At 75.9% G+C, this 12741-nt stretch carries 11 protein-coding genes and 1 pseudogene; 4 read left to right on the top strand and 8 right to left on the bottom strand.

Features of this window, described 5'->3' with window-relative positions:
- Positions 1-7: 7 nt before the first annotated feature.
- Genes PAI11_RS00865 through PAI11_RS00850 form a run of 4 tightly spaced genes read left to right on the top strand, consistent with a single transcriptional unit; the run spans position 8 to position 4127 of the window.
- Complete coding sequence (locus PAI11_RS00865; RefSeq protein WP_007569850.1) at positions 8-658, top strand: TetR/AcrR family transcriptional regulator; 651 nt, start codon at positions 8-10, stop codon at positions 656-658.
- 2 nt (positions 659-660) lie between these two features.
- Positions 661-1470 carry a hypothetical protein gene (locus PAI11_RS00860; protein WP_007569848.1) on the top strand — a complete coding sequence of 270 codons (810 nt, stop codon included), beginning with the start codon at positions 661-663 and terminating at the stop codon, positions 1468-1470.
- Positions 1467-2645 carry an aminoglycoside phosphotransferase family protein gene (locus PAI11_RS23695; protein ID WP_138974028.1) on the top strand — a complete coding sequence of 393 codons (1179 nt, stop codon included), beginning with the start codon at positions 1467-1469 and terminating at the stop codon, positions 2643-2645. The genes PAI11_RS00860 and PAI11_RS23695 overlap by 4 nt, the downstream gene beginning before the upstream one ends.
- Before the next feature lie 21 nt (positions 2646-2666).
- A complete protein-coding gene (locus PAI11_RS00850) occupies positions 2667-4127 on the top strand; it encodes a cytochrome P450 (protein WP_007569844.1) in 1461 nt (486 codons plus the stop codon).
- Positions 4128-4147: 20 nt separating this feature from the next.
- On the opposite strand, the gene PAI11_RS00845 is transcribed toward PAI11_RS00850, so the two are convergent.
- From PAI11_RS00845 to PAI11_RS26665, 8 genes and pseudogenes are all read right to left on the bottom strand, one after another.
- On the bottom strand, positions 4148-5545 hold the full coding sequence (locus PAI11_RS00845) for a cytochrome P450 (protein ID WP_007569842.1): 1398 nt from the start codon (positions 5543-5545) through the stop codon (positions 4148-4150).
- Positions 5546-5560: 15 nt separating this feature from the next.
- Complete coding sequence (locus tag PAI11_RS00840) at positions 5561-6433, bottom strand: hypothetical protein (protein ID WP_007569840.1); 873 nt, start codon at positions 6431-6433, stop codon at positions 5561-5563.
- 81 nt (positions 6434-6514) lie between these two features.
- Positions 6515-7939: an MlaD family protein gene (locus tag PAI11_RS00835; RefSeq protein ID WP_040597507.1), complete on the bottom strand. Its 1425-nt coding sequence runs from the start codon at positions 7937-7939 to the stop codon at positions 6515-6517.
- Entirely contained in the window at positions 7939-9198 is a 1260-nt protein-coding gene (locus PAI11_RS00830) for an MlaD family protein (RefSeq protein ID WP_040597505.1), read from the bottom strand. Before PAI11_RS00830 ends, PAI11_RS00835 begins: the two co-directional genes overlap by 1 nt.
- Complete coding sequence (locus PAI11_RS27970; protein ID WP_040597504.1) at positions 9195-10718, bottom strand: MlaD family protein; 1524 nt, start codon at positions 10716-10718, stop codon at positions 9195-9197. The genes PAI11_RS00830 and PAI11_RS27970 overlap by 4 nt, the downstream gene beginning before the upstream one ends.
- Positions 10715-11341, bottom strand: a complete 627-nt coding sequence (locus PAI11_RS27965; protein ID WP_040597502.1) for a hypothetical protein — start codon at positions 11339-11341, stop codon at positions 10715-10717. The genes PAI11_RS27970 and PAI11_RS27965 overlap by 4 nt, the downstream gene beginning before the upstream one ends.
- 445 nt (positions 11342-11786) lie before the next feature.
- A pseudogene (locus PAI11_RS28395) lies at positions 11787-12149 on the bottom strand (MlaD family protein); the annotation flags it as partial.
- Positions 12146-12741: hypothetical protein (locus tag PAI11_RS26665; protein ID WP_040597501.1), on the bottom strand; the 596-nt coding region annotated here is incomplete at its 5' end. The gene PAI11_RS26665 and the pseudogene PAI11_RS28395, both read right to left, overlap by 4 nt.

The following is a 12741-nucleotide window of genomic DNA, read 5'->3' as shown; positions in this document are numbered from 1 at the left end:
CCGTCTCATGCCTTCGCCCTCTCCCGACCTGCCCGCCGACGCTGCTGCCCCGTTCGCCGCCCTGCTCGACATCGCCGTCGACCCGGAGGCGAGCGGCGACGGCGAGCTGAAGGCGCTGCTCGACGTCGCCACCGCCGAGTTCGCCCGCTATGGCGTGGCGCGCACCTCGCTGACCGACATCGCCCGCCGCGCCGGCGTCTCTCGCCCGACCGCCTACCGCCGACTCGGCGGCAAGGACGAGCTGCTGCGCCGGATCCTCGTGCGCGAGACCCACGCGTTCTTCGTCACACTGACCGCAGCCGCCGAGTCCCTGCGTGACCCGGTCGACCGCGCGGTCGAGGCGTTCGCCGTCGGCGCCCGCGCCGCGGCCGAGCACCCGCTGGCCTCGCACCTGCTGGCCGAGGAGCCGGGGGCGATCGTCCCCCACCTGACCGACCGCGGCGGACCGTGGCTGCGCGCCGCGACCGCCGCGCTGGCCCGCTTCGTCGACCCGACCGGCAACCTCGATCCGGTTCATGCGCGGCGGATGGCCGAGGTGGTGGTGCGGCTCAACGCGTCGTTCTTCCTGACCCGCGACGGCGTGCTGCTCGACGCCGAGGGCCAGCGATTGCGGACGCTCGCCGACACGGTCGTCCGGGCCGCGGTCGAGGCCGCCTGACCGTGGGCGCGCAGAGCGGCTTCCTCGATCCGGCCGGCCCCCTGACCGGGGCCAGCGCGACGGTCTTCTGGATCTTCGCCGGGGCGACGTTCGCGATGGTCGCGGCGTCGTTCCTGGTCGCCGGGCGCGAGGCGCTGCGGCTGCGCTCGGCGCTGCCGTTGGTGGTGCTGGCGAGCGCCACCGCCTGGCTGCCGAACGAGCCGTTCATCGACGCGATCCTCGGCTTCCAGTACGCGTCCGATGCGCCGGGCGAGCTCTACACGCTGGCCGGTCGGGTGATCCCCGTCAGCGCGCTCGGGATCGGGGCGATGTTCTCGCTCTTCACCTGGTTCCTGCACCGGTTGATCGTCGGCGGCGCGTCGTTCCAGCGGATCGTGCTGATCGCGGTCGTCGCCGGGGTGATCGACTGGCCGCTGGAGATCATGGCGATCCAGGCCAACGTCTTCGAGTACTACGGCGACAACCCGACGCGGATCTTCGGGCTGCCGATCACGAGCATGGTCCAGAACGCCTTCCTCTACGTGTTCATGGCCTCGATCCTGACGCTGGCGGCGCCCCACCTGCGCGGCTGGCGAGCGCTGCTGTTCCTGCCGGTGATCCCCGGCTGCTACTACGCGGTCGCGCTGCTCTGCACCTGGCCCGCCTACCTGGCCCTGCACGGCGGAGCGAGCACGGTGCCGTTCCTGCTGCTCGGGGCGCTGGCCGCGATGATGAACGCCGCGATCCCGCTGGCGATGCTGCGCTTCACGCTCGACCGCCAGCGGACCGCCGTGCCGGCCCAGCCGCCGACGACGACGGCGGAGCCCGCGTGAGCCCGCTGCGACGGTGGGGCGGCCGTGCCCGTGCCGTGCCCCAGCTCGGACGGATCGCCGCCAGCGTCGCGGTCGAGCGGCTGCGCCCTGTCCGCAGCGACGATCCGACCGTCGCGCCGACGCGGGTGGCCGACTTGACGCCGGCCTGGATGAGCCGCGCCCTCTGTCCCGACGGGCGCGCGCGGGTCGTCGCCGTCGACCTGATCGACGGCTCCCACGGCACCACCAGCCGACACCGGCTGCGGCTGCGCTACGACCGCGACCCGGCTCCGCTGGGCCTGCCGGAGACGGTCTTCGCGAAGTCCAGCCCCGGCGTCCTGCAGCGGATCACGCAGGCGATCAGCGGCCTCGTCGAGGCGCGGTTCTACCTGCAGCTGCGTGAGCAGCTCGACGTCGCCGCCCCGTGCTGCCACCACGGCGCCTACGACCAGCGGCGGATGGCCACCGTGCTGCTGCTCGAGGACCTGGTGGCGACCCAGGGCGCGACCTTCCTGCAGCCGAGCGACCAGGTCGACCAGGCCGACGCCGAGCAGGTGGTGCGGACCCTCGCCACCGTCCACGCGACCTTCGCCGGCCGTCCCCCCGCGGGCTTCAAGAGCTACGGGCGGCAGTGGCGCGACGCCTTCGCCCTGGTCGACGTCGAGTCGGCCTTCCGCCGCTGCCTGGGCGAGTGCGGCGAGCTGCTCGACCGCTCGCTGCGGGCCGATCCGGCGCGCACCTGGCGGGCGGTGCTGGCCTCGATCGCCGCCCACGAGAGCCGGCCGCCGACGCTGCTCCACAACGACGTCCACCTGGGCAACTGGTACCGCCCGGCCGCTGGCGGGATCGGGCTATGCGACTGGCAGGGGGTAGTGCTCGGCGATGGCGCCCGCGACCTGGCCTACGCGCTCTCGACCGTCCTCGCCGTCGACGACCGGCGGGCCTGGGAGGACGACCTGCTGGCGCTCTACGGCGAGGAGCTGCACCGCCGCGGCGGGCCCGCCGCCGACCCGCCGGCGCTGCGCGACCGCTACCGCGCCCAGCTGTGGGGCGCGCTCGCCTTCTGGGCGCCGACCTTCAGCCCGCCGCGGCTGATGCCGGGCGACATGCAGCCGCGCGAGGTCTCCGGCGAGATGCTGCGCCGGATCGGCAGCGCCTGCCTCGACCACGACGCCTTCGCCGCCGTCGCCGCCTGACCTCCCCGCGAACCGCTCCCGATGACGCCTCCCAAGCCGACCTCCTCCTGCCCCGCAGCGCCCGCGCCGGCCGACCCGCGCTGCCCGGTCGACCACGGCGCCCGGCCCGCGCCACCGCCGCGGCCGGCTTCCCTGCCGCCCGGGCCCCGCGGCTGGCCCGCGGTCGGCGCGCTGCCGCTGCTGCTGCGCGACATCTACCGCGCGCCCGAGCGGCTGCGCGACCGCTACGGCGACGTCGTGCGCGTGCCGGTCCCCGGGCGGGCCGAGCTGATCCTGGTCAACGATCCCGACCTGGTGGTCGAGGTCTTCAACCGGCGGGCGAGCGACTACGGCAAGGGCGAGATGAACTACGCCCTCTTCAGCAGCGAGCGCCACCTGCCGCTGCCGGTCTCCGACGGCGAGCCGTGGAAGCGGATGCGGCGGCTGCTGAGCCCGAAGTTCGGCGCCCGCCAGCTGGAGGCGGTCAGCCCGCTGGTGCGAGAGGCGATCGAGGAGCGGATCGACCGCTGGCAGGAGCATGTCGGCAGCGGCCGCCCGGTCGACCTCGACGGGCCCTGGAGCGACCTGACGATGTCGGTGCTGCTGCGTTCGATGTTCACCACCCGGATCGACGACCGCACGATCGACGAGGCGGTGGTCGCCTTCCGGACCTTCGCCTACTACGCGGCCTTCAAGATGATCGCCACCAACGCCCCGCGCGGGCTGCCGCTGCCCTACCAGCGCCGCGGCGAGCGGGCGATCCGCTGGATCCACGCCTTCCTCGACCGGATGGTTCGCGAGCGCCGCGCCGCGCAGCTGCCGGACGGCGGCTCGGACATTCTCCAGATGCTGCTCGACGCGGTCGACGACGACGGCCGGCCGATGACCGACGAGGAGCTGCGCAGCGAGCTGTTCGGCCTGATCTTCGGCGGCTTCGAGACGACCGCCTCGGCGCTCTCGTGGACGGTCGCGATGCTCGACCTGCACCCCGACGTGGCGGCGACGCTCGACGACGAGATCGCCGCCCTCGGCGACGCGCCACCGACCGCCGCCGACCTCGACCGGCTGCCCTACCTGCACGCGGTCTTCGACGAGGCCCAGCGGCTGCAGGGCGGGCCGATGTTCAGTCGCACGCCGATCGAGGACACCGAGCTGGGCGGCCACCGGGTGCCGCGCGGGTCGATCGTCTGGATCTCGCCTTACGCGCTCCACCGCGACCCGCGCCACTGGCGCGACCCGGAGCGCTTCGACCCCGCCCGCTTCGCGCGCGACGAGATCCACAAGGGCGCCTTCCTGCCCTTCGGCCTCGGGCCGCGCAAGTGCATGGGGATGCGGCTGGCCTACATGGAGGCCGCCTTCGCGCTGGTGACCGCGCGCCGCCGCTACCGCTTCCGGCTGGCGCCCGGATTCGTCCCCCGCCACCAGTTCCACATCTCGACCGGGATGAAGGGCGGCTGCCCGGTCACGCTGCACCCGCCGCGGGCCGCCGCGCTCCCCCGCTGAGGCGGAGCGCGGCGCGCGGGTCAGCGGCGCGCGAGCCGCAGCGGCACCCCGCCGCGGACGCCCATCGACATCCGGTACTGGTGCCGGATCTCCCAGTTCGGCGGCGGCGCGAAGCGGTAGCGCTGGAAGGCGGTGGCGAGCGTGCAGACCGCCTCGATGTAGGCCAGCCGCTTGCCGAGGCACATCCGCGGGCCGCGGCCGAAGGCCTGGAACGCGGCCGCCGGCGCGTTGCCCTCCAGCCAGCGGTCGGGCCGGAAGCGGTCGGCGTCGGCGCCCCAGAAGCGCGGGTCGCGGTGGAGGGTGACGTTCGACCACAGGACCGTCGCCCCGCGCGGGATCCGGTAGCCGCCCAGCTCGTCGTCCTCGAGCGCCAGCTTCGGGTTGATCACCAGGCTGCCCTGGAGCCGCGAGGCCTCGTCGAAGCAGGCGCGGGCGAACGGCAGCCGCCCCAGGTGCTCGGGGCCGACCGCGGCGCCGCCGAGCGCGTCGACCTCCTCCCGCACCCGCTCGGCGATCTGGGGGTGCTGGGCCAGCAGCGCGAAGGTCCAGGCCATCCCGGCCGCCGTCGTCTCGTGACCGCCGATGACGAGGAACAGCATCTCGGTCCGGATCTTGTGGTCCTCGAGCGGGGTCCCGTCGCCGTAGCGCGCGTCGAGCAGCACGTTGAGGACGTCGGTCACGTCGGTCGGCGCGGCGCGGCGGTCGGCGACCAGCTCGGCCAGGTGGTGGTCGAGCCAGTCGTCGCCGCGGGCGCCGGCCGCCTGGCGCGGTCGGGGCAGCCAGCCCGGCAGCGGGAACGTCGCTGTCCGGACGGTGGTGGCGACCATCCGATCGTCGAGCGTCGTCAGCAGACGGTGCATCTCGTCGGGCCCGATCCGGCGCGAGAACATCGCGTTGTAGAGGACGGCCAGGGCCAGCGCCTTCAGCTGCTCGTGCAGTTCCAGCGGGGCGCCGCGGTCGGCCGCCGCGCCCCAGCCGTCGACCTGCTCGACGATCGCCTCGGTGAAGAGGCCGCCGAGCTCGGCCAGCGCCTTCTGGGTGAAGTGCGGCTGCAGCAGCTTGCGGCCACGGGCCCACTCGCCGTCGTCGTCCTCGAACCACGAGGCGTGGTGGGGCGAGCCCTGGACCCGCATCGTGTCGGTGACCATCGCCGCGCGGCCGTAGCGCTCGCGGTGGGCGACGTTGACCTGCGCGATCTGGTCGGGGTGGCCGAGCAGGATCAGCTCGGCGAACGGCACCGGCAGCCGGATCACGTCGCCGTAGCGGCGCTGGAGCGCGGCCGGGCCGAACCACGGGTCGCGGATCAGCCGCAGCAGCGCCGGCAGCCGGGCGGGGCCGCGCGGGCCCGGCGGCAGCGGCAGCGCCGACGGGGCGAGGGTGGTCGGGGTCGGGGTCGGGGCGTGAAGCGTGGGGCTCATCGTCGTGCTCCGGGCTCAGGCCGCGGCGGTCGCGGTCGCGGGGCTGGTGGCCGGGGCCGGGCCGCCGGCCGCGGCCTTGCGCAGCCGGCGGACGGCCGGGTAGTTGATCGCCGCCCAGGCGCCGCCGATCGAGGCCGCGCAGGTGACGAGCGCCGCCGCCCACGCGATCGGGGCCGCGGCCGAGGACTGGATCGCCACGTAGACCGGCCAGCTCACGCCGACGATGTAGCCGATCGTGACCGCCGGGACCGCGATCACCAGCCACAGCCGCTGGACGCCGCGCAGGTGCTCGGCGCCGAGGAAGGCGACCAGGCCGAGGACCGGCAGCAGGGTCGAGTTCTGGACGATCGAGTAGAGCGGGACGCCGAGGATCCGGGTCGGGTTGTCGCCGTAGTAGCTGATGATCCCCCAGTGGTGCCAGCCGACCTCGACCAGGATCTCGGGGATCCCGACCAGCACCGCGCTGATCAGCACCACCCGCCCGACCGAGCGGCCCGTGGCCAGCATCCGGTAGGCGTAGTACCCGCCGAAGGCGATGTAGCTGGCCTCGCCGACGGCGATGAAGGAGGGCATCTGGCGGCCCATCAGCCAGTAGTCGAACCACGGCACGTCGGGCGCGTAGACGATCAGGCCGACGTGGTCGCCGAGCGGTTCCATGTTCGCCGCCACGACGCCGGCCGCGAGCAGCACCAGCGGCAGCGTCTCGCCGCCGCGGACGAGCTTGACCAGCGCCCAGACCAGCGCGGCGGCGGCGCCGGCGAAGGCCGCGATCACCATCACGAGGGCGGCCGTGTGGTCGGCGTGAAGGACGGGGGCGAGCGGGATCTGGCCGTCGCCCGGACGCTGGGCGCCGAGCTCGATCGTGGCGGTCAGGAGTGCGGTGGGCATCGGGTGCTCCTCGGGATAAGTGACAATTCTCTTGTCAGATGCGCGCCTGGATCGGCCCGCGTCGGGAAGGTCGAAGGGTCATCAGGGACGGAGGGTCGGCGGCTGCTCGCGCAGTCGCGGGAAGTAGGCGCGGACGCCGTCGAAGGTCCAGGGGCCCTGCTCCACGCAGGGCGGCGCGCCGGGGCCGATCGGCGGCAGGTAGAGCGGGTTGCCGGTGTTGCGGCAGTCGTAGGCCTTGAGCCCGCCGCTGGCGATGTCGCGCAGGCTCTCCGGCTTCGGGTACGGGTTGAGCCGGTTGGTCGGCAGCCGCTTGACCCAGCCGCCGACGATCTCGTTCCAGATCGTCGGCAGGCCGTTGCCGTAGTGGATCACCCGGTTGCCGGGGCCGGCCATCGTGCCGTTCTGGATCTGGCCGACGTTCGCCAGCACCCCGTGGACCGAGCTGCGGTTGGCCTCCAGCAGCCGCAGCACCGGCACCAGCTGGCGGATCGCGACGTCGGCCACCGGCAGCGCCGAGCGGGCCGCGGAGGCGGTCTCGTCGAGCGCCGGCAGGCTCCGGCGGCCGGTCCGCAGCACCGGCGCCAGCTCGCGGAAGAGCCGCTCGAAGGCCGGCCCGTCGCGGACCACCGCGGTCAGCGCCGCCGGCAGTGCCGGGGCCGCCCGCCGCAGCGCCGCCGACGCGCGGCGGACGTCGGGCGCGGCCCCAGCCAGGTCGTCGGCGGTCCGCCGCAGCTGGCGCAGGAACGGCGGCAGCGCCTCGATCGTCGCCCCCAGCTCCGCCCGCCGCCGGTCAGTCACGGCCAGCACATGGTCGGTCGCCCGGATCGCGGCCCGAATCTCGCCGTCGCGCTCGCCGACCGCCGCCAGCACGTCGCCGGAGCCGGCCACCAGCCGCCGCAGGCCGTCCTCCTGGCGCCGGACCCGGTGGAGGACCGCGCCGACGCCGCCAACCGCCGGCGCCAGCTGGGCCGCGGCGCCGTTGAGCGAGCCGGCGCGGCCGGCGAACGCCCGCGCGCTGCCGGCGATCAGCTCGCGCAGGTCGCGGCGGGTGCCGGGAGCGAAGGTCTCCAGCACGTCGTCGAGTCGCTGCGCCGCCCGCACGCTGCCCGCCGGCAACCGGCCGCCGTCCTCGATCAGCGGCGCCCGCCGCGAGCCGGGGGCGACCTCGACGAAGGTCTCGCCGAGCAGCGTCTTGGTCCGCACGATCGCCCGCGCACCCTGCCGCAGCGGCGCGATCCGGGGATCGATTGCCATCTCGACGTCGACCCGCCGGCCGCGGCGGTGGACCCGCGTCACGCGGCCGATGTCGACCCCCGCCGCCCGCACGTCGGCCTGGGCGAAGAGGTTCGACGCCTGCGGGAAGCTGGCGGTGATCCGGTACTCGCGCGGCTCCAGCGGCACGGTCCCGCCGAAGCTGCGCCAGACCACCAGCGCGAGCACGGCGCAGAAGAGCGCGAACCCGATCGGGAGCAGCAGCTGGCGGAGGGTCGGGGTGCGGGTCTCCATCAGCCGGGGCAGAGGGTCGGGCTGCCGAGCAGCAGCTTGAGGAGCGGACCGAGGTCGGCGAGCTGGGTCAGCTGGCCGCAGTTGACCATCACCATCGCGCGGCCGATGCCGCCGTGGGCGTCGGCGGTGCTGAAGAGCGAGTTCCAGTTGTGGACGAACCACGAGGCCCAAAAGAGGAAGCCCTCGTCGTCGCCGGGCGGGTTGTAGGCCAGGCTGTTGAGCAGGTAGTTCGTCGACTGCAGCACCCCACGCAGGTCGGGCTCCGCCGTCCGCAGGCCGGAGACGGCCGGACGCAGCTCGCCCAGCAGCGGGGTCAGCTCGCGGGCCAGCGGCCGCACGTCGTCGCGGAGCGCGTCGCGCAGGCGGCCGCTGAACGGCTCCAGCGCGGCGAGCGTCGCCGGCAGCCGGCGGACGGCCGGCTGCAGCGCGGTCAGCGTCGGCGGCAGCTCGGCGGCCAGGCCGCCGGCCGAGCGCAGCGCCCGCGAGGTCGTCGTCAACGTCCGCGGCAGGCGGGTCAGCGCCTGGCGCAGCGCCGCGTCCTGGTCGGCGACCGCGCGCAGCGTACGGTTGCCGTCGGCGACCAGCGCGGCCAGGCGGTCGTCGCGGCTGGCGGCGCGGGTGATCACCGCGACGTTGCCGACCAGCCGCGACAGCTCGCGGCGGCGGCCGGCCAACGAGGCGGCGATCCGCCGCACCTGGCCGACCGTCGGGCCGAGCGTCCGCAGCGCCCGCCGGAGGTCGTCGCCGCGGCCCGCGGTGCCGGCGTCGAGCGACGAGATCAGCGAGGCCAGGAAGTCGCGGGTATCGGCGTCGAGCGCGCCGAGCAGCTCGTCGAGCGCGGCCGGGGTGGTGGTCCGGGCCTGGTCGATCCGACCGCCGGGCGGCAGCGGCCCGCTGGCGCGGTGGCCGGGGTCGAGCTCGATCCGCATGTCGTCGAGCGGCGTCACGGGCCGCAGCGCGACGCTGGCGTCGGCGTGGACCGTCGGCAGCTCGCGGCGGTCGATCTCCAGCGTCACCAGCGCCCGCCCGCGCTCGACCCGAGCGGCGGTGATCGTGCCGACCTTGACCCCCGCCACCTGGACCGGCTGGCCCAGCCCGGGCGCCACGCCGTCGGCGGCGACCAGCGACGCGCGCAGCTCGTAGACGTCGCGGAACGGCACCGGCAGCCGCTGGTGGACGAGCACGTAGGCGGCCGCGGCCACGCCGGTGACGACGATCGCGGCGACGACGACCAGGAGGCCGAGGGTGCGGCGGGTCATCGCGCGCCCCTCCCGCCGAGCGGCGGCCGGCTGAGCAGTGTCCGTGAGGCCACGCGCTGCTGCGCCCGGGCCTCCTTGGCCGGCGTCGCCGCCGTCCGCCGGAAGCCCTGGAGCCGGGCGCTCGACCGCGCGTCGAGGTCGGGCAGGGTCTGCGTCGTGCAGCGGACGTCGGGCCGGAACGGCGGCGAGACCCCGTAGCCGAGCCAGGCCGGGCTGAGCGATCCGACGCCGTCGGCGGCCAGCGTCGAGACGGTCCCGATCCCCGGCAGCACGCCCTCCAGCGCCTGCTCGCCCTCGGTCACGCCGAGCCGGATCGTGGTGCCGTTGCCGTCGAAGTTCGGCGACGCGCCGGCCAGCGCCGCGCCCATGTGGAGCGCGTCCTGCCAGACCGGCCGCCCGGTCGAGAGCTTGCCGTCGGGCACCTGCATCCGCAGCGTCGGCAGCACGTTGCGGTCGACGCAGCGCATCGCGTCGGCCAGCAGCGGCAGCGTCCCCGTCAGCCGCTCGGCCAGCGGCGGCAGGTCGGCGGTGATCGGGCGCAGCGCATCGAGGGTCGCCGGCAGCTCGCCGGGGGCGGTGATCGCGCGCACCTGCTCCAGCGCCTCGGCCGTCCGCCGCAGCGGCCGCGGGGCCGCCGCCAGCGCCGGCCGCAGCGCGCCGGCGAAGCGGTCGACCACCGGCAGCGCCAGGTCCAGCCGCCGGAGCGTCGCCGGAGCGTCGCCGAGGACCGCCAGCAGACCGTCGACCGACGCCCCCAGCTGCCGCTCGCGGTCGGCCAGCGCGGCGAGCAGGCGGGCGCTGTTGGTGACCACGCCCTGGAGCGCCGCCGGGTCGCGGACCAGCTGCTCGGCGCTGTCGGCGGTGCCGGCGATCGCCCCTTCCAGGTCCCCCGGCCGGACCCCGCGGACGGCACGCTCGACCGTCGTCACGTCAGCGAGGGCGCCGTCGAGCTCGCGCGTCGCCCGCCGCAGACCGTCGGCGCCGCTCCGCCCGGCCGGGCCGCCGAAGCCGCGGTCCAGCTCGGCCGCGGTCCGCCGCAGCCCATCGCGGACGGGCGTCGTCAGCACGTCGAGCACCTGGTCGAGCTGGACCGCGACGCTGGTCCGCGAGCGCGGGATCGTGGCCCCGGGGCGGATCGGCGGCCGACCGGCGGTGCCAGGGGCGATCCGGATCGCGGCGTTGCCCTCGAAGAACAGCCGCGGCGCGATCCGGACCCCGGCGTCGTCGTGGATCGGCGGCGCGTCGTCGTCGATCCGCAGCCGCAGCCGCGAGCTGGCCCCGGGACCGGGCTCGATCGCCTCCAGCCGGCCGACGTCGAGGCCGGCGACCCGGACCGCCGCCCCCGGCCGCAGCTGGTTGGCGGTGCCGACGACCGCCTCGATCTCGTAGCCGCCCGAGAGCGCGCCGCGCCAGAAGGCGACGAAGGCAATCGCCGCCAGCAGCGCCAGCGCGATCAGCGCCGCGGCGAGCCGGCGGGTGCGGGCGCGACGAGCGCGGCGGCGGACCACCTCGGCGCTCACCGGCCGTCCCTCCCGCGGTCGAGCAGGCCGGCGCGGTCCGCCAGCCGCCGGACCGCCGGCTGCTGGCGGGTCTCGCGCGTCGACGCCGGCTGGCGGCCGCGCGGGTTGCCGAGCTGCTGGCCGCCGTCGACCGGTTCGTTGCCCGACTCGCACTCCTGGCGGTCGGCGTTCGGCAGCAGGTTGATGTTCGCGTTGCGCGACGGCCGCGGGTTCTGCAGCAGCTCGCCCTCGGCCCCCAGGTGGGTGACGCCGATGTTGGCCACCGCCGGGCCCTGGCCGGTGCCGAGGGTGCCGAAGGTCGACGCGAAGTTGGTCGCCCAGAGCCCGATCACGTTGCACTGGAGCTGGGCCGGCAGCAGCGTCCGGAGGGTGCCGTCGGCGGCGGTGATCGCGTCGGCGGCGCGCTGGACGGCACCGCGGACGCCGGTCGTGCGCGCCAGGTCGCCGAGCCCGACCAGGCTCGCGCCGAGGGCGCCGGCGAAGGGCCGCAGGTCGCGCAGCGGGCGAAGGCCGGCGGTCAGCGTGCGGTTGACGGTCGGGACCGCCCGCGGCAGCAGCCCGACCGCCGGCTCGAGCGCGGTCGAGAGCCGCGCCAGGTCGTCGAGCGCCGGCCGCAGCCTCACGAAGGCGCGAGTGGTCGACGCCTCGGCCGGCGGCCGCGCCGTCGAGGGCCGCGGCCCGCGCCGGACCGTGGTCGGCGAGCGTGGCCAGCGTGCCCGCCGCGCCCTCGATCGCCCCGGCCAGCGCCCCGCGGACCGGCGCCAGCGCCTGCGCCGCACGATCGAGCGCGACCACGAACGGGCCCAGGCGGGTCGCCGGACGGGCCAGCGCGCGGCTGACCAGCGCCAGCTCGCGGAGCGTCCCGGGCAGATCGCCGAGCGCTTGGTTCAGACCCGGGCCGCGGCCGGCGAGGCCCGGACCGACCTCGCCCAGCAGCGCCTGCAGCCGACGGCCGCTGGCGCGATCGAAGACGTCCAGCAGGTCGGTCAGCTCGACGGTCGAGGAGGCCCGCGCCAGCGGCAGCGCCGACCCCGAGGGCAGCTCGCGCCCGTGCTCGCCCGGCAGCAGGTCGAGGTAGTTGGTGCCCAGGATCGACGCCGGCCGGACCCGCGTGCGGGTGTCGGAGCGCAGCGGCCCGACGTCCTCGCGCAGGGCCAGGGTCAGCCGTGCGTGGGTGCTGCGGCCGCCGACCACCGCCTCGACCCGGTCGATCCGCCCCGCCCGCACGCCCGCGATCCGGACGTCGTTGTTGCGCACCAGCCGCAACGCGTTCGGCACCTCGACGGTGATCCCGTAGACGGGCTGGAAGGGCAGGCCGCTGTTGGCCCGGTAGGCGACGACGACGATCGCCAGCACGACCACGATCCCGGCCAGGCCGATCGCCAGCAGCCGTCCGCGGCCGTCCGCGCGGCGACGGGTCGCGGCGCTCATCGCAGCAGCTCCCGCAGCCGCCGGCGCAGCCGCTCGACGGTCGGATCGGGGTCGGCGGCGGCGCGGTCGGTCGCCTCCTGCGGGCCGGACGCCGGGTCGTTGACCGGCACCAGGCCCTTGCCCGGCGCCGCGTAGACGTGGCTGCACCCCGGGGCGCTGCGGTTCAGCAGGCACTGCGGGTAGACGCCGGCGAAGATGCTGACGATGTGCGAGACGTCGTCGCGCAGCGCGGTGACGGTCGACAGCGAGTAGAGCAGCCGCAGGGTCTCGTCGATCCCGCCGCGGTCGCGGGTGTCGACCAGTAGCCGCCGGGCGCGGTCGAGCGGGGCTCCGAGACGGCCGACCAGCCGCTCGACGTCGCGAGCCAGCGGCCGCAGCGCCGCCAGCTGCGGGCGGCCACGGCGGGCCAGCCGCTGGAGGTCGCCCAGCGCCGGGGTGCCGGTGCGCGCGAACCGTGGCAGCACGGTGGTCAACCGCCGCAGCGACGGGGCGCTCGCCCGCAGGTCGCGGACCAGCGGCGTCAGCCGGACGGCGGTCCGGTCGAGCGCGTCGAGCCCGCCGTCGGCCTCGGCCAGCATCGCCGGCAGCCGCC

This window comes from Patulibacter medicamentivorans (assembly GCF_000240225.1).
Lineage (GTDB): Bacteria > Actinomycetota > Thermoleophilia > Solirubrobacterales > Solirubrobacteraceae > Patulibacter > Patulibacter medicamentivorans.
The sequence above is the reverse complement of the archived record's forward strand: the minus strand, read 5'-3'. Positions and strand labels throughout refer to the sequence as shown.

Coding starts and splice junctions, on each gene's coding strand:
- PAI11_RS00840 (WP_007569840.1), bottom strand. CDS start 6,433: ATGCCCACCGCACTCCTGACCGCCACGATCGAGCTCGGCGCCCAGCGT.
- PAI11_RS00850 (WP_007569844.1), top strand. CDS start 2,667: ATGACGCCTCCCAAGCCGACCTCCTCCTGCCCCGCAGCGCCCGCGCCG.
- PAI11_RS00830 (WP_040597505.1), bottom strand. CDS start 9,198: ATGACCCGCCGCACCCTCGGCCTCCTGGTCGTCGTCGCCGCGATCGTC.
- PAI11_RS00865 (WP_007569850.1), top strand. CDS start 8: ATGCCTTCGCCCTCTCCCGACCTGCCCGCCGACGCTGCTGCCCCGTTC.
- PAI11_RS00835 (WP_040597507.1), bottom strand. CDS start 7,939: ATGGAGACCCGCACCCCGACCCTCCGCCAGCTGCTGCTCCCGATCGGG.
- PAI11_RS00845 (WP_007569842.1), bottom strand. CDS start 5,545: ATGAGCCCCACGCTTCACGCCCCGACCCCGACCCCGACCACCCTCGCC.